Origin of the sequence: Pseudoalteromonas sp. CNAT2-18.1 (assembly GCF_022347865.1) — a bacterium.
GTDB lineage: Bacteria > Pseudomonadota > Gammaproteobacteria > Enterobacterales > Alteromonadaceae > Pseudoalteromonas > Pseudoalteromonas ruthenica.
The window spans coordinates 89,134-112,190 of sequence record NZ_JAKRFR010000006.1 but is presented as its reverse complement, the minus strand read 5'-3'; the positions used below and the strand labels follow the sequence as shown (position 1 = coordinate 112,190).

The 23,057-nt window shown below is 47.8% G+C and carries 22 protein-coding genes; 16 read left to right on the top strand and 6 right to left on the bottom strand.

Annotation, left to right across the window (positions count from 1 at the left end; genetic code table 11):
* The first annotated feature begins 73 nt into the window (after positions 1 to 73).
* Together ppiD and MHM94_RS14210 are read left to right on the top strand one after the other, a co-directional pair.
* Positions 74 to 1,975, top strand: coding sequence for a peptidylprolyl isomerase (ppiD, locus tag MHM94_RS14215; protein WP_235419674.1), 1,902 nt, complete (start codon positions 74 to 76; stop codon positions 1,973 to 1,975).
* Positions 1,976 to 2,117: 142 nt separating this feature from the next.
* On the top strand, positions 2,118 to 2,294 hold the full coding sequence (locus MHM94_RS14210; RefSeq protein WP_235419673.1) for a hypothetical protein: 177 nt from the start codon (positions 2,118 to 2,120) through the stop codon (positions 2,292 to 2,294).
* A 6-nt stretch (positions 2,295 to 2,300) separates the two neighbouring features.
* Here the strand turns inward: MHM94_RS14210 and MHM94_RS14205 are convergent, their stop codons facing one another.
* The 6 genes from MHM94_RS14205 to pspF are packed head-to-tail and all read right to left on the bottom strand — an operon-like array spanning position 2,301 to position 8,664.
* Complete coding sequence (locus tag MHM94_RS14205; protein WP_022944386.1) at positions 2,301 to 3,062, bottom strand: ATP-binding cassette domain-containing protein; 762 nt, start codon at positions 3,060 to 3,062, stop codon at positions 2,301 to 2,303.
* Positions 3,062 to 4,057, bottom strand: coding sequence for an oligopeptide/dipeptide ABC transporter ATP-binding protein (locus tag MHM94_RS14200; RefSeq protein WP_235419672.1), 996 nt, complete (start codon positions 4,055 to 4,057; stop codon positions 3,062 to 3,064). The genes MHM94_RS14205 and MHM94_RS14200 overlap by 1 nt, the downstream gene beginning before the upstream one ends.
* Complete coding sequence (locus MHM94_RS14195; RefSeq protein WP_022944388.1) at positions 4,057 to 4,950, bottom strand: ABC transporter permease subunit; 894 nt, start codon at positions 4,948 to 4,950, stop codon at positions 4,057 to 4,059. Before MHM94_RS14195 ends, MHM94_RS14200 begins: the two co-directional genes overlap by 1 nt.
* Positions 4,937 to 5,971 (bottom strand): ABC transporter permease, encoded by a 1,035-nt coding sequence (locus tag MHM94_RS14190; protein WP_235419671.1) that lies wholly within the window; start codon positions 5,969 to 5,971, stop codon positions 4,937 to 4,939. Before MHM94_RS14190 ends, MHM94_RS14195 begins: the two co-directional genes overlap by 14 nt.
* Complete coding sequence (locus MHM94_RS14185) at positions 5,968 to 7,545, bottom strand: ABC transporter substrate-binding protein (RefSeq protein ID WP_022944390.1); 1,578 nt, start codon at positions 7,543 to 7,545, stop codon at positions 5,968 to 5,970. The genes MHM94_RS14190 and MHM94_RS14185 overlap by 4 nt, the downstream gene beginning before the upstream one ends.
* A gap of 30 nt (positions 7,546 to 7,575) precedes the next feature.
* A complete protein-coding gene (pspF, locus tag MHM94_RS14180; RefSeq protein WP_235419670.1) occupies positions 7,576 to 8,664 on the bottom strand; it encodes a phage shock protein operon transcriptional activator in 1,089 nt (362 codons plus the stop codon).
* Between the two features lie 188 nt (positions 8,665 to 8,852).
* Between pspF and pspA the strand changes: the two genes are divergently transcribed.
* The 14 genes from pspA to htpG all read left to right on the top strand — a co-directional run bounded on the left by pspA (position 8,853) and on the right by htpG (position 22,950).
* Positions 8,853 to 9,524, top strand: coding sequence for a phage shock protein PspA (gene pspA, locus MHM94_RS14175; protein WP_235419669.1), 672 nt, complete (start codon positions 8,853 to 8,855; stop codon positions 9,522 to 9,524).
* A 76-nt stretch (positions 9,525 to 9,600) separates the two neighbouring features.
* Entirely contained in the window at positions 9,601 to 9,834 is a 234-nt protein-coding gene (pspB, locus tag MHM94_RS14170; RefSeq protein ID WP_022944393.1) for an envelope stress response membrane protein PspB, read from the top strand.
* Positions 9,831 to 10,229, top strand: coding sequence for an envelope stress response membrane protein PspC (gene pspC, locus MHM94_RS14165; protein WP_022944394.1), 399 nt, complete (start codon positions 9,831 to 9,833; stop codon positions 10,227 to 10,229). The genes pspB and pspC overlap by 4 nt, the downstream gene beginning before the upstream one ends.
* A gap of 85 nt (positions 10,230 to 10,314) precedes the next feature.
* Positions 10,315 to 11,706 carry a YcjX family protein gene (locus MHM94_RS14160; protein ID WP_022944395.1) on the top strand — a complete coding sequence of 464 codons (1,392 nt, stop codon included), beginning with the start codon at positions 10,315 to 10,317 and terminating at the stop codon, positions 11,704 to 11,706.
* Positions 11,703 to 12,764 (top strand): TIGR01620 family protein, encoded by a 1,062-nt coding sequence (locus tag MHM94_RS14155; RefSeq protein ID WP_235419668.1) that lies wholly within the window; start codon positions 11,703 to 11,705, stop codon positions 12,762 to 12,764. The genes MHM94_RS14160 and MHM94_RS14155 overlap by 4 nt, the downstream gene beginning before the upstream one ends.
* 102 nt (positions 12,765 to 12,866) lie before the next feature.
* Positions 12,867 to 14,051, top strand: a complete 1,185-nt coding sequence (megL, locus tag MHM94_RS14150; RefSeq protein ID WP_130145492.1) for a methionine gamma-lyase — start codon at positions 12,867 to 12,869, stop codon at positions 14,049 to 14,051.
* Between the two features lie 245 nt (positions 14,052 to 14,296).
* The gene (phhA, locus tag MHM94_RS14145) at positions 14,297 to 15,094 is read left to right on the top strand and encodes a phenylalanine 4-monooxygenase (protein WP_026110982.1); all 798 of its coding nucleotides are present in this window, start codon (positions 14,297 to 14,299) and stop codon (positions 15,092 to 15,094) included.
* A 10-nt stretch (positions 15,095 to 15,104) separates the two neighbouring features.
* The gene (locus tag MHM94_RS14140; protein ID WP_022944020.1) at positions 15,105 to 15,449 is read left to right on the top strand and encodes a 4a-hydroxytetrahydrobiopterin dehydratase; all 345 of its coding nucleotides are present in this window, start codon (positions 15,105 to 15,107) and stop codon (positions 15,447 to 15,449) included.
* 117 nt (positions 15,450 to 15,566) lie between these two features.
* Positions 15,567 to 16,112 (top strand): adenine phosphoribosyltransferase, encoded by a 546-nt coding sequence (gene apt / locus MHM94_RS14135; protein WP_045978110.1) that lies wholly within the window; start codon positions 15,567 to 15,569, stop codon positions 16,110 to 16,112.
* A 2-nt stretch (positions 16,113 to 16,114) separates the two neighbouring features.
* Complete coding sequence (gene dnaX, locus MHM94_RS14130) at positions 16,115 to 18,463, top strand: DNA polymerase III subunit gamma/tau (RefSeq protein WP_235419667.1); 2,349 nt, start codon at positions 16,115 to 16,117, stop codon at positions 18,461 to 18,463.
* Between the two features lie 58 nt (positions 18,464 to 18,521).
* Positions 18,522 to 18,848 (top strand): YbaB/EbfC family nucleoid-associated protein, encoded by a 327-nt coding sequence (locus tag MHM94_RS14125; protein ID WP_022944023.1) that lies wholly within the window; start codon positions 18,522 to 18,524, stop codon positions 18,846 to 18,848.
* A 126-nt stretch (positions 18,849 to 18,974) separates the two neighbouring features.
* Entirely contained in the window at positions 18,975 to 20,138 is a 1,164-nt protein-coding gene (locus MHM94_RS14120; protein WP_235419666.1) for a hybrid sensor histidine kinase/response regulator, read from the top strand.
* Between the two features lie 137 nt (positions 20,139 to 20,275).
* The gene (recR, locus tag MHM94_RS14115) at positions 20,276 to 20,887 is read left to right on the top strand and encodes a recombination mediator RecR (RefSeq protein ID WP_022944025.1); all 612 of its coding nucleotides are present in this window, start codon (positions 20,276 to 20,278) and stop codon (positions 20,885 to 20,887) included.
* Positions 20,888 to 21,033: 146 nt separating this feature from the next.
* The gene (htpG, locus tag MHM94_RS14110; RefSeq protein WP_138509132.1) at positions 21,034 to 22,950 is read left to right on the top strand and encodes a molecular chaperone HtpG; all 1,917 of its coding nucleotides are present in this window, start codon (positions 21,034 to 21,036) and stop codon (positions 22,948 to 22,950) included.
* Positions 22,951 to 23,057 lie beyond the last annotated feature (107 nt).

Sequence of the window (23,057 nt, the reverse complement as noted above, 5' to 3'; positions counted from 1 at the left end):
ACCGCCTCGAAATTGAGGGACAATAGAGTCTGAGTTCGTTGTTTAGCGGTTAAATAAAATAGAGATAAAATAAATGCTAGAAAAAATCAGAGAAGGCTCGCAAGGCTTAGCGGCCAAAATTATTCTAGGGCTGGTGATTTTATCTTTTGCTTTAGCAGGGATCGGTGGCTATTTAGGCCAATCAACCGAACAATCCGTGGCTGAGGTAAATGGAGTTAAGATCACTCAGCGCGAATTTGCTCGTGCCTATGAAAACGAGCGTGCCCGCTTAGAGCAGCAGTTTGGCGAATACTTCGCACAACTTGCTAACGATCCAAGCTATATGGCGCAAGTGCGTCAATCCGTCACTGACCGCTTAGTACAGCAAGAACTACAAACACAGTTAGCGGCAGAAATGGGGCTTCGCGTTAGCGATGAACAAGTTAAACAAACGATTCTAGAACTCCCAGCTTTCCAGTTTGGTGGTCAGTTCAGTAATGACCGTTACCTGCAAGTGATCCGCCAAATGGGTTATCAAGCAGATGGCTTCCGTGAGTACCTGCGTGAAGAAATGACGCGTTCACAACTTGTTTCGGCACTTGCTGGCACAGATTTCACGCTAAGTAATGAGTTAAGCCAAGCCGTGGGTCTGCAACAGCAACAGCGTGCTATTGATTATGTAGTGCTCGATAACAACGCTTACAAAGCCCAAGTAGAAGTGAGCGACGAAGAGGTTCAAGAATACTACGACCTAAATCAAGCGCAGTTCCTTTCGCCAGAGCAGGTGAAAGTGTCTTATGTTGAGCTAAGTGCCGATGATTTAGAGTTGGCCGAGCCAATCACAGACGAGCAAATCAACGACTACTATCAGCAAAACAAAGCCTACTATTCAGAGCCTGAAAAGCGCCGTGTTGCCCATATTTTGGTTGAATATGGCGATGATCAGGACAGTGCTGAACAAAAAGCCAATGACCTACTCACACAGCTTAACAACGGCGCTGATTTCGCCGAGCTGGCTAGTAATGAATCAGACGATATCGTCAGCGCGGAAATGGGCGGTGATCTAGATTGGATTGAGCGAGATATGCTGGATCCTGATTTTGAAAAAGCAGCGTTTGCTTTGCAAAACGTGGGCGAACTTTCACAAGTTGTTGAGTCTGAGTTCGGTTATCACATTATTAAGCTCACCGACCTACAGCCTGGTGAAACCAAGCCTCTTGCCGAGGTAAAAGAAGACATCCGCACTGAGCTGGCTAAAGTTGAAAAAGCTGACCTATTCTATGAGCAGCAAACAGAGTTGGCAGAGCTTTCATTTGAGGTGGCTGATACATTAGAAGACGCTGCTGCTGCGGTAGGAGCGCAAGTACAAACCACACCTTGGTTAGCCCGTGGACAGCTAAGTGCCCCGTTGAATGAGGCTAACGTGCAAGCAGCCATCTTCTCGCCAGAGCTACTGGAAGATAGAGTTAACTCAGAAGTTTTGGATTTAGGTAATGAGCACGTGATTGTGGTACGTATCGCTGATCATAAACCTGCGGCAACTAAGCCTTTGGCTGAGGTGAGCGAACAAATTAAACAAACGCTGATAGCTGAAAAGGCGACCGCCAAAGCGAAAGAGCAAGGTGAAGAGCTGTTTGTACAATTACAAAGCGGCACCAGCCTTAACGCCATTGCTCAGCAAGCAGGTGTTGAAATGCAAAGCGAGGACGCCCTTAATCGTCGCAGCTTCAGTGTGGCACCCGCTCTGGTAGAGCAGGTATTTAAGCTGGCACACCCACAAGATGAGCCTGTCGTGGATATGGTTGAGCTTAACAATGGCAATATAGCCCTAGTTGCGTTGAAGTCAGTTAACACTCCGAGTGAAACTGAAGTTAATGCGCAAGTGAAGCAAAACCTCACCATGCAAATGGCAAACAAAAACTATCAAAGCTTTATTGAAGCGCTTGAGGCTCAGGCTGAAGTGGTTCGCATGCGCCAGCAGGGGCAATCAGAATAAAGTAACATGAATGCAAAAGGCGCCTATTCGGCGCCTTTTTTGTTTCTGCGCAGCGCCTAATAATAAAACTAACGTTGGAACATGAATTACACTTAGCAATGTAGTACAGTGAAACTAACCCCAATAAGGAGTGTGAGGAAGTATGAAAGGTGTATATCGATTTTTAATTGCTATGGCGCTTATTGTTGCAGCGATAGCGTCATATAGCGCTGGGAATAGCACCGGGCTTTTCGCTTTTGTGGTGCTTGGCTTTATGTTTGAAGCGGCTTTTTGGCTGCGCCTTTTCCCGGTGAGTAAAAAGCGCAAATCACACGCCTGATAGCCATTAACAAGTCAGTAAACGCTGGCAGGTTTTGGATTGGGGATTACCGAAAATTTCACCGGTTTTCCCATACTCCACCACTTCCCCGTGATCCAGCACTAACACCTGATCACTCATGTGTTTTACCAAACTCAAATGATGGGTGATCAACACGTAACTTAGCCCTGTCTCCCGTTGTAACTCTAGCAGTAAGTTTACCGTCTGTGCACGCACTGAGGGGTCAAGGGAGGAAAGCGCCTCATCCAATACTAAGACTTTAGGGTCCAGGATCAGTGCGCGTGCCAGTGCGACGCGCTGCAATTGCCCGCCAGAGAACATATGTGGGTAGTATAAGCGGTGCTCAACAAGCAGCCCCACCTTCGCTAATGTTTGCTTTATTTTTTCCAGTCTTTGTTCGCTGCTAAGCTCGGTGTTTAAGCGCAAACAGTCATCTAAAATCTCGCCGATAGTGAGCGCAGGATTGAGTGACGTGGTTGGGTCTTGGAAAATCAACCGGATGTGGCGACAGTCGCCATGGCGACTAGTCCCGTCATGCACTAAATCACTTTCTAAAATGATCTGGCCGCTACTGGCCTCATCGGCGCCGGCCAACACCTTTGCGAGTGTACTTTTTCCTGCACCCGTCTCGCCAATAACCGCCAACGTTTCGCCGCGACCAATACAAAATGAGATATCTTTGAGTAAACTGACCTTCTTATGGCTCAGTAAGCCCGCCCTCACAGCCAGTTGCTTGCCCAAACCTTGTACTTTCAATAAGGGTTGCATCAACTGTGCTCCTGTTTATGTAAAGGGAAGTGACAGGCATAACTATGACCTTGCTCTTTGTCTAACTTAGGAGTAACGACACAGGCTTTCTGTGCGTTAGGACAGCGTGGCCCAAGCCGACACCCTATAGGTAGATGCTGCAAGGTGGGAATGGTGCCTTTGAGGGCGAACAGCGGCTCTTTATGGCCAAGTGCAACATCATAGTCGGGCAAGCTCTGTAACAGCGCTTTAGTGTAAGGGTGACGCGGTTGAGCAAACACTTTTTTGGTCGGTCCAGCCTCCACCATTTGCCCGCAATACAACACATGCATACCATGCGTCCAGTCAGTCAATTCTTCGAGTTCATGAGAGATCATCAGAATCGACATATTTTTAAGTTGATTTAAACTTTTCAGTAGTCGAAATACTTGCGCTCGTGTGGTGCTCTCCAATGCTGTGGTCGGTTCGTCGGCAATTAGTAGCTTAGGGGAGCGGGCGATGGCCATCGCGATCATCACCTTTTGGCACACGCCTTCTGACAACTCATGTGGGTAACTAGTCAAGACCTTGGAGTGCTCTTTGATGCCCACCTTGTGCAACAGTGCCCTGACACGCTGGCGTTTAGCTCTGCGTCGTTGCCATAAATTACCGGTGTAGTTGCGCGCCGGAATACTTTCTTCAATTTGGTCACTGATCTTCGCTGTGGGATCGAGGCAACGACTCGGCTCCTGATAAATCATCGCTAAGTCTTGGCTTACTAACTTACGTCGCTTTTCATCAGAGAGCCGCATCAAGTCAACGCCGCGCCAGTGCATGCGGTCGGCAGTGACCCGCCAGCGTTTATTTAACGCACCCACTAAGGCCTTGGCAATGAGGCTTTTGCCAGACCCCGACTCGCCAATTAAGGCGTGTACTTCGCCTTCTTTTAGGCTGAAGTTTACTTTATCTACCACACGAATCACCGAATCAGAGGTCGTCAATTCTATGGTCAGATTTCGAATATCGAGCAATTGCATCAGTCCGCCCGCCGCTCTTTGAGTACATTACGCAAACCGTCACCAACAAGATTGGTGGACAGTACCGCTAAAAACAAAAGGATCCCCGGTAAGGCAACGGTCCATGGTGCGAGGTAAATTAGGCCTAGGTTTTCCGCCAATATAGCTCCCCACTCAGCTGTCGGAGGTTGCGCGCCAAGCTTCAAAAAGCCTAAGGCAGCAATGTCCAAAATGGCTAATGACAGCGCCATAGTAAAAATAACCACAATACGTTCGTAAATATTGGGGAAGATGCCCCGCACTAAGATTTGCCAGCGGCTGGCTCCATCAAGGCGAAATGCGCTGATGTAATCTTTATTAAGCTCTTCGACCACCAAGTTACGCACTGAGTGGATAAACTGTGGCAACAGCGCAAAGATAATCGCCCACACGGTGTTCATCAAACCCGGTCCGAGTATAGCAATGATGATAATCGCCAGTAGTAACGAAGGGATAGATAAGGTGATGTCTAACAGGTGATTTAGGAAGCTCGCACGCAGGCCATGGCTCATACCGGCGAAGGTGCCAACCAATACGCCCACCAAGGTGGTCATCAGAGCTGCAATAATTGATAAGCCGAAGGTATAGGTCGCACCATTCATAAGGCGTGAAAGCACATCACGGCCTAAATCGTCGGTACCTAAAATAAAGCGTACATCGCCATCCTCATGCCATGAGGGAGGAATTAATAGCGCATCCGCATGTTGCTCGTTAATGCCGTATGGCGCCAGTAACGGCGCGGTGGTAGCAAGTACCGCCAGCGCAATAAAGAGCCATAAACCAACCAAAGACACATGGTTAGATTTAAACTTGCGCCATAACCGCGACAGCGGCGACACGTTAGACTGTTCGGTAAATAATTTAAACTTTGCCATGCGCTTGATTCCGTGAAATCGGGTCGAGCAGGGTGTAGAGCAACTCGGTGATAATGGTGGCGAAAATAATGAATACCGAGATTGCCAATAAGCCACCTTGAATTGCTGGGAAGTCACGTTGGTAAATACTGTCTATTAACCAGCGACCAATGCCAGGCCATGAAAAAATAACTTCAGTGATCATGGCTAACGTGATCAACGCACTAAATTGCAGGCCGATTTGTTTTATCACCGGCAACAACGCATTGCGAAGCGCATGGTGAAAAATAAGTTGGCGGCGGCTCAACCCCTTCGCCCGGGCCGTTTTAATATAGTTTTGGTCAAGCACGTTGAGCATTGAGTCGCGGGTAAAGCGGATTAAAACCGTGGTTGGGTAGGTCGCCAGCACCAGTGTTGGCAATGCCAGATGATGCAGCGCATCGGCAAAAGCGAGGCCGCCATAGGGAAAGCCCGCAACCATAATATCTAGCAAAATAAAATTACTGTATGCGGGGATCTCGTAAAGCAAACTGATACGCCCAGACATAGGGAATAGCCCCAGTTGTAAGCAAAATACCATAATAAGCAGCAGTGCTAACCAAAAAATAGGCACAGAGTAACCGACTAATGTAAAACCACTAATGAGCTTATCACCCCAACGCCCGTGTGATAGGGCGGCGATGACTCCCGCCGGAACTCCCGCCAACACGGACACAAACAGCGCATAAATTGCGAGTTCAAAGGTCGCAGGAGCTAAATCTAACACATGGCCAAAAACACCATCGCCGGAAGCAAAAGATAACCCCCAGTCGCCCTGCATAATGCGTCCTAAAAACGCAAAATACTGCGTTACATAGCCATCATCCATATGGTATTGCTGCTGTAATTGCGCTGTTTGCGAAAAGCCTGCAGTTTCAATACCACTAAAGTTCGTTAGCGGGTCACCGGGGAACAGGTAGCCCAATGAGAAGGTAAACACACTCAGCGTAAAAAGCATAAAAATCAGCAACGAAACCCGGCGTAAGGCGAACTCTAACATCATGGCTTTTTACTCGCGTGGGCTAAGGATATGCCACCAAAGGGGCTGAGGCTGATCCCTTTTACTTGGCTGTCACGAGCTTGCGAGCGCTTACCATGAGCCAGCGGAAATAGGGGTAGCTGTTTCGCTATCATCTGTTGCGCCTGGTGGTAAAACTGTTGTCGCTGCGCTTGCTCTGTGGTGTCTAACGCCTGCGTCAGGAGCATATCAAATTCGGGATTACACCAGTTGGCCGGGTTCTTACCGCTGTAAGTGGCGGCGCAGCTCAGTAGTGGGCTAAAGAAATTGTCTGGGTCCGGGGTGTCAGCGGCCCATCCCAACAACACACTATCATGGCGATGCTCGCCTACGCGCTGTAAAAAGGTATTCCATTCATACTCGACAATACGCACGTTAACACCAATTGCACGCAGGTCACTTTGCATCAGCTCTGCCATTTTGCGCGCATTGGGGTTATAAATACGGCTTACCGGCATGGCCCAAATGGTCATATCAAAGCCATTTTCATAACCAGCGGCACTGAGCATCTCTCGAGCCTTTTCTGGGTCGTATTGGGGCAAATTAGATTGCTGCTGATAAGCCCAACTAATGGGCGGTAACATTGAAGCCGCTTTCACGCCTTGGCCGTAATAGACCGCCTGCATAATTTTGTCGACATTAATGGCATGGGCTAATGCCCGGCGTACTTGTGGATTATTAAAAGGCACGCGTTCAGTATTAAAGGCCCAATAGCCCACGTTAAGGTTATCTTGTTGTTCCAACTCAATATCGTCGCGTTGGCGCAGAACGCTTGATTGGGTCGCACTTGGGTGTGGGGTGACATCGCATTCTTTGGTTAAAAGCTTGGCAATGCGTGTCGTGCCATTAGGAGTAATATCAAATACCAACTGATCGAGGTTTACTTGGTGTTCCCAGTACTCGGGGTGTGAATAGTAGCGGATCAGTCTGTCGCGTTGGTATTCACGATAAACAAACGGGCCGGTGCCCACAGGTAGCTGGTCAAACAAATCCATCTGCTCGTTGGCCATCAAAGTCATTGCATACTCTTGCGAGGTGATCACCGCGAAGTCTGTAGCCAGATTCGCTAAAAAGCTACTTTCGGGGTTAAACAACTCAAATGTAACTTGGTATGGTGAGTCTTTGCGAATGTTGCGAATAAGCTGATCAAGACCGACACTCTGAAAATATGGGTAGCTGGCTTCACCAACGAAGTGATAGGGGTTGTATACGTCGAATAAGCGACTAAAGGTGAATACCACATCATCGGCGTTAAAATTACGGCTGGGTGTAAAGTAACGGGTGGTATGAAATTTTACATCTTCGCGCAGGTTAAACGTCACTTCCGTGCCATCATCGCTAATTTCCCAACTGGTCGCCAACTCGGGGATAAATTCACCAGTGATAGGATCAATACGTAGTAAGCGGTTGTACAACTGTTTAGCGATCAGATCGATAGTTGAACCGGTGGTCGTTACTTGCGGATTAAAAGAGACAGGGTTGGCCTCAGCACAATAAACCATGCCTTCCATAGGTGCATACTGCGTGTCTTCGTCTTGGCACCCCATTAAGAGCACCATGGCAATGCCTAACAACCGTGTGTACACAGGCTAAGCCTCTTGTTTTTGCTGCGAATCAAGTAAGTTGTATTTTTTCAAATATCCTCTTAGCTGATGATACGTTAAACCAAGCAATTGTGCAGTTTTCTTTTGATTAAATTGGCTAAATTCCAGCGCTTGGCGCAACAGTTCTGTTTCGTAGTCGCTGGAGAGTTGTTTTAAATCGCACGGGAAGTTCATTCGTTGGTTGTTTTTCGCCGGCTCTGCGGGTACCACTTGAGGCTGCTCTGAGTCACTGAGTAGTGGCTGCTCATTGACGGCCATCGCAGGTTTGCGAGTGCTCAATGTCTTAGGCCGATAGGGGCTGGCAAAGGGGTCCAAATTAATCGTATGCACAGCGAGGCTTTCATTGCCATGGCGATACAAGCTGCGCTCTATCACATTTTTCAGCTCACGGACATTCCCCGGCCAGTCATAATCCAGCAGAGCCGCCTTGGCTCGGGTAGTGAAACCACTGAATAACTCCCACCCCAGGTTACGTGCCATGTTAATGGCGAAATGCTCGGCTAGCAGCAAAATATCTTCTTGGCGCTCACGCAGCGGAGGGAGCGTAATTACGTCAAAGGCGAGACGGTCCAGCAAGTCGTGTCGAAACTCGCCGGCATCGGCAAGGCTGGGTAAGTCTTCATTGGTGGCGCAAATAAGTCGTGTATCAACTTTTATTGGTGCCCGACCTCCAACGCGCTCAAACTCGCCATATTCAATTACCCGAAGCAGCTTTTCTTGGACCGCTGCGGGGGTATTTGCGAGTTCGTCTAAAAATAATGTGCCGCCGTTGGCGCGCTCAAAACGTCCTTCATGACGTTTACTGGCACCAGTAAAGGCGCCACTTTCATGACCGAAAAGCTCACTTTCAAGCAAATTCTCATTGAGTGCAGCGCAGTTAAGACTGACATAGGTTTGATCCCAACGCCCAGATAGATAATGTAACCGTGCAGCGATAAGCTCTTTACCGGTACCGCGCTCACCAATGACTAGCACCGGCTTATCAAGGGGGGCCAATTGGGAGACCTGATCGAGCACCTCTAAAAAGCTATCGGATTGGCCCAGTAAATCGTCTTTTTTGCGGAACTGGCTCATTTACACTAACTCTTAGTTATTTTTGCTAAAGCTTAGTGTATTTCATTATTTAAAGATAAGAAAGTGATTTGGTGAATATAAAGTAACTTAATGAATAAATTAAGTTTTTTGTGTAGTTTTAAAGTTGGCAAGCAACTTGATAATACGTAGAGTAGTCAACAAAGACTTCAACATCCGAGGTAAAGATTATGGGAATTTTTTCACGTTTTGCAGATATCGTAAACTCGAATATCAATGCTATTTTAGATAAAGCAGAAGACCCAGAAAAGATGGTGCGTTTAATCATCCAAGAGATGGAAGACACACTTGTGGAGGTGCGCTCGACATCGGCGAAAACACTCGCAGAGAAAAAAGAGCTCAGCCGCCGTTTAGAAACATTGAACAAGCAAACCGAGCAGTGGCAAGAGAAGGCTGAGCTAGCCTTATCTAAAGACCGCGACGATTTAGCACGCGCTGCACTACTAGAAAAGAGCAAGTGTACCGAAGCGAAAGACTCACTTGAGCGTGAGCTTGAACATGTAGACGAGCACATCAACAAGTTGCAACAAGAGATCAGCACCTTGCAAGAGAAGCTCAGCGACGCTAAAGCGCGCCAAAAAGCCATTGTTCTTCGTCAGCGTTCAGTGCAATCGCGTCTAGATGTGAAAAAGACACTTGATGGTGACAAGGTGCAAGATGCACTGGATAAGTTCGAGCGTTACGAGACAAAAATTGATGGCCTCGAGGCTCAGGTAGAATCCTATGAGTTAGGTCAGAAGTCGCTGTCTGATGAAATCGAGCAGCTAGAAAAGGACGAGAAAATTGACGATGAACTCTCAGCCTTGAAAGCAAAAATGGGCAAAACCGATAAAGCAGAATAATAATGTATAAGGTGAAGGGTCGTACGCGGCCCTAGCCACACGATGGCGCACCATAACAACAAGGCAGGAGAGGATTATGTTTGATTTTGATATGTTATTACCACCGATTGTCATATTTTTGATTTTTGTGGCGCCGTTGTGGCTGATATTACATTACCGCAGTAAAAAACAGGTAAGCCAAGGGTTAAGTGAACACGAGCACCGTCAACTGGTTGAGCTGGCTAATAAAGCAGAGAAAATGGCAGAGCGCATCAATACCTTAGAGACCTTGCTCGACCAGGAGTCCCCGCAGTGGAGGAGTAAGGTATGAGTGGCAAACGCGAATTATATCGCAACCCCGAACGCGGCAAGCTAGGCGGCGTATGTGCAGGGGTCAGCGACTACTTTAATTTTGAGTTGTGGTTGGTACGCATTATTTTCATCTCCGCCGTGTTGTTGGCCGGGGGACCCTTATTTATCGTCGCCTACATTGCCGCTTGGCTTATATTAGAGAAAAAGCCAGCCGCAGAGCAAACAGCGCCCAGTAGTAAGAGCGCCCATGTCGGTGAGGTGAAAGCCAAAGTGTGGCAAAAGGGTGAGCCTCCGCGTAAGGCTCTTAAAGAATTGAAGGAGTATTTAGGTGAGTTAGACAACCGTATTCAGCATATGGAGACTCATGTCACTTCGCCGACCTTCACGGTAGACAGAGAAATTAATAAGCTATAAAGCCCTCAGGCGCATTGCAACCAGCTAGTCATTATTAGCTGGTTGCCTGCGTTTGTATGTAAGGGTATTTAAACAAGGAGTTAATTTGTCGTACTCACGCCTTGATAAGCTCAAAGACAGAGCCAAAAAGACTTTAAAGCGTACCTTAGATAGCCATATCACCCTGGCGGTTACAGGATTGTCAGGCAGTGGAAAAACAGCCTTTATCACAGCTTTAGTGCACCAGCTATCAGAGCAAGCGAGCGAACAAAACATGCCTTTTTTTCGTGTTGTTCGCGAGGGGCGCCACATAGCCACACAACCGGTGCCACAAAAAGCGCTGAATATCCCGACTTTCGCATATCGTCAAGCGATGGCGGCGTTGAATCAGCAACCGCCGGCCTGGCCAGAGTCAACGCAACGAATTAATACTTTGCGCCTCGCCATGCGCTACCGCCCCAAGCAGGGGTTACGGGCACAATTTGGTGATAGCGCTACACTAACCATTGATCTTATTGATTACCCAGGTGAGTGGCTAATGGATTTACCCATGTTGAACATGGATTATCCCACTTGGTGTGAACGTCAGTTAACGATGCTCAACAAGGCCGCGAGATCAGAGCATGCACAGGACTTTATGACTGCACTGCATGAGTTTGACGCCAATGCAGAGGTCGATGAAGTACGCTTAAAAGAGCTCAGTGAGTTATACAAACAAGCCTTAGTGAATATTAAGGCTCATGCCCACGCCGCTAACTTGCAACCGGGGCGGATGTTGATCCCCGGGGAGTTAGAGGGCGCGCCGCTTTTATCTTTTTTCCCTTGCCATGCGCCTAAGCAGGGTGAGCAGCATACTCAATATCAGCAGCTTGAGGCACGCTTTGAAGCCTATAAAGCACAAGTCGTTAAGCCTTTTTATAAAGACTATTTTTGCCATTTTGACCGTCAAGTGGTGCTTGTGGACTTATTGCGAGCGCTAAAGCTGGGTCCGGACATATTCGATGAGCAAGCCGAGGCAATCACCGAGTTGCTGTCTTTTTTTGATTACGGTAAGAGCAATGTGCTGCGCCGACTGTTCAGTCCCAACATTGATAAGCTGCTGTTTATCGCCAATAAAGCAGACCAAGTTGGAGCTAATTACCATCAAGACTTGGCGCTACTGTTGCACGATATTGTTAAAGAAAAAGCCAATAGCTTGACCTTTTCTGGGGTTGAAGTGGACACCATGGCGATGGCCGCTGTGTGCGCAACACAGGGCAAGCAAGTGGTGGAAAAAGGGCAAAGTTTGCATTGCGTCTATGGTAAACCGCTGCATGAGTCGCAGTGGCTCACCTATTTGCCACCGCAGCCACCGCGACACCGTTTGACTGCACAGCAATGGCCACAGCAGGGATTTGACTATATCGATTTTGCCCCTTGGCCGCACAGCGACGGACGCTTGCGACATATGCGTATGGATCATGCGCTGGAATTTTTATTGGGGGATAAGCTGACATGAGTGAGCCAGTTAATTTAGCCGGAGCGCGGCGTTTTGAGGGCCAGTCGCAGCAGCAATCTGCATCTCAGTTAGAGCCCGCTAAAGTGGTTGCTCGTAATGACGGGCCGCAAGAGGAGGATGATTTCGACTTGGCGCAGGGAAGCGAGCTGGAATCAACACTGGATGAGGAATTGGGGTGCCAGCGTGGTAAACGCTCGCTATTGAAAAGGCTGTTTGCTTGGCTGTTGTTAACCCTCATTATCGTTGAAACCGTGCTGAGTATTGTTGCGAGCTTTCAAGCCTCTGTATGGCTTGGCGCGTTATATAGCAGTGTTATAGGGCTAGCAGTGTTGTTAATTGGCCGATTGCTATGGCGTGAGCTGGTCAATTTGAAGCGCCTCAAAGTTAATCGCCATCATCAACAACAAGCTCAACGGTTGTTGGCGAGTGAACAAATCGGCCAAGCGCTGCCTTGGCTAGAGAGCGTTAACCGTATTCAAAACCATGCGGACTTTGCACAATTTAAAGGGCAAATTGCCGAGCACTTAAGTGACCGCGAAGTGATGGAGTTGTATCGCGACACCTTGCTGGTGCGCCAAGATGAACAGGCTAAGCAGATTATCAATCGCTACGCCGTTGAATCAGCGGTGCTAGTCAGTGTCAGCCCATTAGCAGTGGTGGATATGCTTGCGGTGTTGTGGCGCGGACTGAAACTGGTCGATACCCTTGCGGATAATTATGGCTTGGCACTGGGCTACATGAGTCGTGTTCGGCTTTACCGCAGCTTGGTTAAGCAAATGCTCTTTGTCGGTTCGACCGAGTTGCTTGCCGATCTCGCCGCCACGGCGTTTGGCACTAAGTTATTGAGTGTATTATCAACTCGTGCTGCCCAAGGCCTCAGCGCCGGAGTGTTGACTGCACGCATTGGCTATAAGGCGATGGAGCTGTGTCGGCCATTACCGAAGCTGGAAGCCAAGCCATCTTTATTGCGAGCGACAGCAAAACGCTTAGCTGCCCGATTGACGCGCTTAGATAAGCGTGAAAACGAGCAGACGACCGAGAACGTCAACAAAGATTGACGAAAACACCGAGATGATACAGCAAGCTAGCCATCCAAGCGGCTAGCTTGCTTGTTTTATAGCCAGAACTGCCACTATGTTAGAAAGAAAAACGGTGGCATTATGAAAAATATTCAACCTTCAGACAAAACGCAATGTATCCATCCCCAGGGTGAGCGTCGCGATCCCCATCGCGCTTTAGCGGCCCCCTTATACCAAACCTCAACCTTTGTGTTTGACGACGCAGCGCAAGGTGCAGCCCGCTTTGCCGGCGAAGAGGCCGGGTATATTTATTCGCGTCTCGGCAACCCCACAGTGCGCGAGCTAGAGCAGAAGCTGGCAGCGCTTGAACAGACCGAAGATGCGGCGGCCTGCGCCACTGGTATGGGGGCGGTTTCAGCAGCAGTCATGAGCTTTCTTAGCGCAGGCGATCACCTGATAGCATCAACAACAGTCTATGGCTGCACTTATGCACTGTTTAGCCACTTACTTACTCGCTTTGGCGTCGAAGTCACTTTTGTTGATTGCAACGATATACAGGCTGTTAAGCAAGCGCTGCGCCCGAATACTAAAATGTTATTTGTAGAGACACCTGCCAATCCAAACATTGATGTTTACGACTTACAACAGTTGTGCGATGTAGCAAAAAGTCACCAGTTGATCAGCGTTGTTGATAACACCTTTTTGACGCCTATTTTGCAAAAACCCGCGCACTTTGGTGCAGATTTGATCGTGCACAGCGCGACGAAGTACCTCAATGGTCATGGTGATGTCGTCGCAGGTCTGGTGTGTGGCAGTAATGAGCATATTCAGTGTATTAAATCGACGGTACTCAAAGATATTGGTGCCACCATGAGCCCATTTGATGCCTGGTTAATATTACGAGGCATGAAAACCTTAGCGGTGCGTATGCAGGCCCATTGTCAAAGTGCTCATCAGGTGGCGGAATTTCTACATCAGCATCAAAGTGTTGAACGCGTTTATTTCCCAGGGCTCAAAAACGATCCAGGACATCGGCTTATGGGCTCGCAAATGCAAGATGCCGGCGGCGTGATTGCTTTTGAGCTTAAAGCGTCTTTAGCACAAACAGAGCAGTTTATTAATAGCTTGCAGTTGTGCACATTGGCGGTCAGTTTAGGTGATACGGAAACCCTTATTCAGCACCCGGCTTCAATGACTCACTCTACTTATGAACCGGAACAGCGTCGTGCCGCAGGAATTAGCGATGGCTTGGTCCGCATTTCTATAGGTTTAGAAGATGTTAATGAGATAATTGCAGATCTAAGCCAAGGGTTAGCAAAGCTTTAATAATTTTAGTAATTAATACTTTACACCCTTTTGCTTTTCAGCCCACTGAAAGCAGGGGTGTAATTTTTAAGGTGTATTAGTGTATATTTAAGTTTACGTTTCAAACGGTTTGCGCAGAACGTATAACAGCATCAAGTATTACAAACAGATGTACTTTTCCTTAGTATCTGGTTAACACACACAGAGTCATTTGCGTCGTGCGTTTGCAGTGCAAACAAAAGCAAATGGGACAAGGTAAGGTAGTTATGGCTAAATCAAGTAAATACGTTTCTCGAACGCCGGATGAGAATGGCGTTATTCATTGGAGCGATGAAGAAAACCAAACCTGGGCCGAGTTGGTCGAGCGCCAGTTGGCGTGCATTGAAGGGCGCGCTTGCGATGAGTATATCGAAGGCCTGAAAAAAATTAACTTGCCCACCGATCGTATTCCGCAGCTTAGCGAGCTCAATGAAGTACTCGAGCGCGAAACGGGTTGGCAGGTAGCGCCTGTCCCTGCGTTGATTGATTTTGACGAGTTTTTTCGTTTATTAGCGAACAAACAATTTCCTGTCGCCACGTTTATCCGCACTCGCGAGGAATTCGATTACTTACAAGAGCCGGATATTTTCCACGAGATCTTTGGCCATTGCGCTATGCTCACTAACCCGGACTTCGCTGAATTTACTCACAAGTACGGTCAGCTAGGCTATGCAGCAGACAAAAAAGACCGGGTCTACTTAGCGCGTTTATACTGGTTTACCGTTGAGTTTGGCTTGATGCAAACTAAAGACGGTCTTCGTATATATGGCGGTGGTATTTTATCAAGCCCAGGCGAGACCAATTACGTGTACACCGATGAGCCCGAAATCAACCCAATAAATGTGTTGGATGTGCTGCGTACCCCTTATCGCATTGATATCATGCAGCCCGTGTACTACACCATTAACTCTATCCATGATTTATTTGAAATCTCGCAAATGGATTTAATGTCGATGGTAGCCAAGGCCAAAGAGCTTGGTTTGTTTGAACCTAAGTTTCCCCCTAAAGAGAAAAAAGCAAGTTAAGGAATTAGCAATGTCTGAATTAAGCGCACAAAAATGTGAAGCGTGTCGTGCCGATGCGCCCAAAGTATCAGATGAAGAGTTGGCCGAGTTAATTAAAGATATCCCAGATTGGGTGCCTGAAGTTCGTGACGGTATCATGCAATTAGAGCGCGTTTTTAAGTTTAAAAACTTTAAACAAGCGTTAGCCTTCACCAATGCGGTAGGTGATATGGCAGAAGAAGAAGGGCATCACCCAGGTCTTTTAACCGAGTGGGGTAAAGTGACAGTGACTTGGTGGTCTCACTCAATTAAAGGCTTGCATAAGAACGACTTTATCTGCGCGGCTAAAACCGACAAAGTGTTCGCATCGCTTTAAGCAATTGAGCTTTGCTTAAAAGGTCACCACACAAGGTGGCCTTTTTTATTGGCGGCTTCATTGTTGAGCACAACTTGCTATAATGCAGCGCTTGTCAGAACAAAAAATGAAATAACTATGAGTGCTGCTGATCTTCAATACATCAAGCAATCTATTGCCACAGTGCCGGATTACCCTAAGCCAGGCATCCAATTTCGCGATGTGACCACCTTGCTGGCCGATCCAAAGGCCTTAAAATTGACCATTGATAGCATGGTGAGCAAGTATAAAGACCAAGGCTTTACCAAAATCATTGGCACAGAGTCTCGCGGCTTTATCTTTGGTGCCCCTTTGGCTTATGTCCTAGGCATTCCTTTTATTCCTGTGCGTAAGCCGGGCAAACTGCCGCGTGAGGTCATTGCACAAAGCTACCAGTTAGAATATGGTGAAGATATTCTTGAATTGCACAAAGATGCCATCGAACCCGGCGATAAAGTACTGCTCGTTGACGACTTACTCGCTACGGGCGGCACCATAGAAGCGACCGCCAAGCTGGTGGCCAAATTAGGCGGCCACGCCAGCGACGCAGCATTTGTGGTTTCTCTACCCGCTCTAGGTGGTGAACAGCGAGTGCGTGAGCAAGGTATCGATGTGTTCAAATTAGTTGAATTTGAAGGCGATTAAACATGAGCTATCAGGTTCTTGCCCGTAAGTGGCGACCGCAAACCTTTCATCAACTCGTGGGTCAAGACCATGTCAAACAAGCATTGGTTAATGCCTTAAACGAGCAGCGTTTGCACCACGCTTACTTGTTCACCGGCACTCGCGGTGTGGGCAAGACCACTATAGCCCGTATTTTTGCCAAAAGCCTGAACTGTGAGCAGGGTATCTCGGCACAGCCATGTGGTCAGTGTAGTACTTGTCTAGATATTGAAGCCGGTAAATACATTGACCTTATTGAGATCGATGCGGCATCGCGGACCAAGGTTGAAGACACCCGAGAGATTCTAGATAACGTGCAATATGCCCCGACTCGCGGGCAGTTCAAGGTTTACCTCATTGATGAAGTGCACATGCTTTCCAAGCACAGCTTTAATGCGCTGTTAAAAACATTGGAAGAGCCACCTGAGCACGTTAAGTTTCTGCTAGCGACTACCGATCCGCAAAAATTGCCTGTAACCATTTTATCTCGTTGTTTACAGTTCAATTTAAGTGCGCTGTCGGTGCAACAAATCAGTACTCAGTTAGCGCATGTGCTCAGCCAAGAGCAACTCGATTTTGAACAGCCAGCCTTAGCGGTGTTGGCTAAGGCTGCCGATGGCAGTATGCGAGATGCACTGAGTTTAACCGATCAGGCCATTGCGCAAACCAATGGGCAGTTGCACGAGGGGCCGATTAAAGACATGCTCGGGCTGATGGATGTGCGCTATGCCCAGCAATTGCTCAGTGCGGTATTGCTCGGCGATGGCGATGAGCTGATCCAGCAAATTCGCAATTTAGCACAACACAACCCGAATTATATTGCCGTACTTGATGACCTTTTGAATCTTACACACAGTGTGCAATTGACTCAGCTGGTGCCCAGTGCAGCGCTACTACACGACCGTGACAGTGATTATATTACTGAGGTAGCAAACACTGCTGATACGCAACATATCCACTTGATTTATCAATTGTTGTTAGCGGGTAAGCGGGACCTACAGTGGGCCAGCTCTGCGCAAGTGGGTTTTGAGATGTTAATGCTACGCCTGCTCGCTTTTGAACCACAGTATGGCACTTCGACCACATCGACGGCTCAACAGACGCCGCCTCGTGGTGATAATGAAGAAAAAACGGCGAACCTGCGGGCAATGCTAGCACGTAACAAGGCTGGGTTAGAAAATACTGCTCAGCCTCAGCCTCAGCCTCAGCCTCAGCCTCAGCCTCAGCCTCAGGAGCCACGCGCGGCGGCGCAACAAAGTACTTCTGCCTCTGAACCGCAACGCGCAGAACCCGCCATGGGCACCGAACCTGCGCCAGCGCAATCCGTTGCAAATGGTGGCGATAATCAGGGTGCAAACGCAGCAAATTCCCAATATGAAGCTGACTCTCAAGATGAACAGCATCATGAAGCGATGGCCGCGCAGCAGTTTGAACAAGTGATGCAGCAGGCGCATGAACAAGGTTATCAACCCCACACAGAGAATGCGCAAACAGCAATGACCAGCGAGCAGGGCGCAGAACTAGCCGCCAATGCAGGTGCTGAGCAAGGCCCCGCACCCGCTTCACCAGCGCAGCAGTTAGACCAACTGCAAGATGAGGCGCAGTCTGCCATTGCGCGTATCTTAAAAAACCGCAAATTGGGAACAGCGAGCAGGCCTGTGCAAGAGGATGATAATGCAAAAAAGGCCGAGGCCCGAACTAAACGGGCCACCGCCGTAAGCACTGCGAGCCAAGAAACGGCTAATGCCGTTCCACCAGTAAAAACCAAAGCGCAGCGGCAACAATCGCCAGCGCAGCGGTTAATGGATAAACATCAGCCTGATCCGCAAAAATTGGCCCCTGAGCTGGTGGAGCAACTAGAGGCGCCGCCCTCACCGCGAAAAGAGTCGCAAGAGCAAGTCGCTATCGCCGCACCTGAAGGCTTTGAAAGCAGTGTAAGTGATGTCAAATTTGCGCACCAACAGGATGACTGGGCACATATTATTGAGTCTATGGGTCTCGGTGGGCGTATTAGGCAGTTTGCTTTGCATAGTCGTTATCAAAAACAAGGCACAGAGCTGACGTTGCATGTAGAGCAAAGCCAGCGTCATCTAGATAGCAGCGCGTTACGTGAGCGCCTACAACAAGGGTTAGCTGAGCACTTTAAAGAACCATTGAACGTGCAGATTGAATTTGTCGATGAATTGCAACAAACGCCGTTTTTAATTCAGCAAAGCATTGATGGCCAGCGCTATCAACAGGCGGTTGCTGCAGTGAAAGCAGATGAACACGTGCAGCAGCTGATGACGCAATTTTCAGCAATCTTGGACGAAAACTCGGTTCAAGCATTGTAATTTACGGCTGTTGGCCTTATCTTTGCCAGCAGAGCGATTTTTAACGAGAGAGAGCACTATGTTTAAAGGCGGAATGGGCAATATGATGAAGCAAGCGCAGCAAATGCAAGAGCGCATGCAAAAGGCCCAAGAAGAAATTGCCAATTTAGAAGTGACCGGTGAAGCCGGTGCGGGCTTAGTTAAAGTGACCATGTTAGGTAGCCACAATGTACGCCGCGTGGAAATCGATGAAAGCCTAATGGAAGATGACAAAGACATGATTGAAGACTTGCTTGCAGCCGCGTGCAATGACGCTGTACGTCGCGTAGCAGACGAAAGTCAAAAACGTATGTCTGAAGTAACCGGTGGGATGAACTTACCCCCAGGCATGAAAATGCCGTTCTAAATCTGTATCTAGATTTATGTGTTTAGCCCCGCTTTATAGCGGGGTTTTTTATTTCTTTAAGATAGCAAACACAGAGGCTCTTGAGGACTGCTACACTCAACTACAAAGGAAGAGGGAGCCGCTGTCATGAATGATATATTGGTGGTCGAAGATCAGGAATTTGATTTTCGTATTATTAAAGCCATATTGGAAGAAAAGCACCACTCACTAACTCACGCTACATCTGCTGAGCACGCGTTGGTTGAAATTCATCGCCATTTACCGGCACTTATTCTGATGGACATAGAAATGCCCGGTATGAATGGGTTAGAGCTCTGCCGGCAGCTTAAGCAGGATGAGTACAGCGCCCATGTGCCTATCATTTTTATTAGCTCATACTCTGATCGCCAACATATTGATGATGCCTTTGCCGCCGGTGGCGTCGACTACATTGTTAAGCCCTTTAATAAAACGGAAGTACAACAACGGGTCAGTACCTACCTTATGCTGATAGAGGCAACGCATCGACAACAACAGATAAGCACGCTCAAAGATATTCTTTTGATGACCTCAGGGCTGGCACATGAACTCAATACGCCACTCGGAAATTGTCTAACAGCGAGTGGGTCGCTAGAGATGCAGAGTCAAACACTGCATCAAGCACTGAATAAAAAATCCCTAACCGCCAAAGCGTTAAACTCTGGCTTGCAGAAAATCGACCATGCCAACACCTTGCTGGTGCGCAATTTGCTGAAAACCAGTGAAATGGTGGGTGAGTTTCAAACTATGTTTAATGACTACAGCACCCCAGACGGTGAAGCGATTAATATTCATGATATGGCATTAATGTTATTCGAGCCCTTCACTTACCAAAGTTACCCCTTCCGGCTTTCGTTTAATGTGCAAGGACAGCTGCATATGGATCACGGCAGCAATACCATACAGCGGGTCCTGTTGGAGCTGATGGCCAATAGCTGCAAACATGCTCAGTTAGAGCCGGGTGACAATTTAGACGTTGTGCTCAAGCTAGAGCAAAGGGGTCAATATGCGCAACTTATCTATGAAGATAACGCAGCGGAATTATCAGCCGAGCAAGCGGCGCAAATATTGTCACCCTTTTACACCACAGCACGAGCTAATGGAGCATTAGGGCTTGGGGGAACCCGTATTGCCCAAGGCATTACCCTGCTGCTTAATGGCTCTATTGAAGTACAGGCGCTGCGCCCGCGTGGTGTGCGTTTTAGTATACAAGTGCCGCTACAGAGCCAATCTGGTTCACCTAATCGCTTGCAAGCAGGAGCGCGCTACTAAAAGCCCTTGAGCCCAAGTGCTGAAGCGCTTTATACTGGGGTTTTAGCGCTAAGGTCAATGTCTGCCTTGTGCTCTTGCCAACGCTTGTGGCTAGGCCACTGGTGTATTCATGACCTCTGTGGTACTTGGGATCCGTTATGCAATTATCTCCAAAATTAACGCAACTTGTTGACGCTTTACGCTGCCTACCAGGCATCGGCCCGAAATCAGCGCAGCGCATCGCTTTTCATTTATTAGAGCGAGACCGAGAAGGGGGGGCACAATTAGGGCAAGCCTTAAACCAAGCGATGCAAGACATTGGTCACTGCCAAAGCTGTCGTACCTTTACTGAGCAAGACATCTGCGAGTTATGTAGCAATATAAAGCGCCAAGATTCGGGCTTGTTATGTATTGTGGAATCACCCAGTGACGTCTTGGCGGTGGAACAAACAGGGCACTATCAAGGCTTATACTTCGTATTAATGGGTCATCTTTCGCCACTCGATGGTATTGGCCCGAATGAAATTGGCCTAGACGTGTTAGAGCAAAAGCTTGCCCAGGGCAGCATCAATGAAGTGATATTAGCGACCAACCCGACAGTTGAAGGCGAAACCACGGCTCATTATATTGCCCAGTTGTGTAAACAGTACAATGTCGGTGCGTCGCGCATCGCCCATGGCGTGCCCGTTGGAGGCGAGCTTGACTTAGTCGATGGTATGACATTATCCCATGCCTTCAACGGTCGTAAACAAGTGCAATATGAAAGCTGACTTTTAGAGAAGTCTGTTTACTTACAAAAAAGCGCCGTTAGGCGTTTTTTTTATGCGTACGCTCTTGAATCCGAGATGCAATACCCCATATACAGAGCATATCTGCTTCCCAGACATGCTGGGATTGTTTGCTAACGGAGAGAGAAATGACAGCAACATCAGAAAAAGAAACGCTCGGCTTTCAAACCGAAGTAAAGCAACTGCTTAACTTAATGATCCACTCTTTGTATTCCAACAAAGAGATTTTCCTACGTGAGTTGGTTTCTAATGCGTCAGATGCGGCAGACAAGCTGCGTTTCTTGGCGTTAGAAAATGACAGTTTGTATGAAGGCGATGCCGACTTAAAAGTGCGTATTAGCGCCGATAAAGATAAAAAAACGGTCACCATCAGCGATAACGGCATAGGCATGAACCGCGATGAAGTGGTGAGTGCATTGGGCACGATTGCCAAATCGGGTACTGCTGAGTTTTTCCAAAACCTTACCGGAGATAAAGCTAAAGACTCGCAACTTATTGGTCAATTCGGTGTGGGTTTTTACTCGGCCTTTATTGTTGCCGACGAAGTGACTGTGCGCACGCGTAAGGCCGGCGAAAGCCAGGCTGTTGAATGGCAGTCAAAAGGCGAGGGTGAGTACACACTAGCGAATATTGACAAGCCGAGTCGAGGCACTGAGATTATTTTACATCTGCGCGATGATGAAACAGAGTTCCTTGATGACTTCCGTCTACGCGGTATCGTGACTAAATACTCAGACCATATTTCGATTCCGGTGGAAATGTATCGCGAGCCAGTGCCTGAATCTGAAGGCCCTGACGGTGAGAAAATTGAAGCCAAGCCCGGTGAGTGGGAAGCTATTAACAAAGCTGAAGCCTTATGGACACGTGATAAATCTGAAATCAGTGATGAAGAATATCAAGAATTCTACAAGCATGTAGGCCACGATTGGGAAGAGCCACTGACATGGGCGCACAATAAAGTAGAAGGTAAAACTGAATACACTAGCCTGCTTTATATTCCTAAGCGTGCACCGTTTGATTTGTATAATCGCGACCGCCAAAACGGCTTAAAACTGTATGTGCAACGCGTCTTTATCATGGATGACGCAGAGCAGTTTATGCCTGGCTACTTACGCTTTGTAAAAGGTTTGCTTGATTCCAATGATTTACCATTGAACGTGTCTCGTGAAATTTTACAAGACAACAAAGTGACCCAGGCGATCCGTAAAGGCTGTACCTCGCGGGTATTAAAAATGCTTGACCGCATGGGCAAAAACAAGCCTGAGCAGTACCAGACTTTCTGGAATGAGTTTGGTGGGGTGATTAAAGAAGGCCCAGCTGAAGATATGGCTAATAAAGAAGCCATTGCCAAGCTGCTGCGCTTTGCCTCAACACACAGCGATGAAGCAACTCAGAATGTATCATTAGAGCAATACATTGAGCGCATGGATGAAGGCCAAGACAAGATTTACTACGTTGTGGCTGATAGCTTTGAAGCAGCGAAAAACTCACCGCATTTGGAGATTTTCCGTAAAAAAGGCATCGAAGTCTTACTGCTGAGCGATCGTGTTGACGAGTGGATGATGAGCCACCTTACTGAATTCCAGGAAAAGCAGTTCCAGTCGATTACTCGTGGCGATCTTGACTTAGGTGACTTGGACGACGAAGAAAGTAAAAAAGCGCAAGAAGAGTCGGAGAAGGAAGTTGCAGGACTTTTAGAGCGCATCAAAGAGGTGCTTAGCGATAAAGTTAAAGAAGTACGCTTTACACACCGCTTAACTGACTCGCCAGCCTGTGTTGTTGCCGATGAGAACGACATGAGCTCGCAAATGATCAAGTTGATGGAATCAGTTGGGCAGCAAGCGCCGGAAACCAAGCCAGTGTTCGAGCTTAACCCCGAGCACCAACTTGTGAAACATTTAAATGATGAGCAAGACGAAGATAAGTTCAAGCAGTGGTCAGAAGTATTGCTTGACCAAGCACTATTGGCTGAGCGCGGCAGCTTAAAAGACCCAGCTGGCTTTGTTAGTCGACTGAATAAGCTCATGCTTGATTTAAACAAGTAAACAGTTCCCAACCGAAAGGCCCGAGCAATAGCTCGGGTTTTTTTATTGATAAATTTATAAAAAACCGGAGGTTAGGGGTTTTCAAGCGAGTTAAAAGAACATAGAAT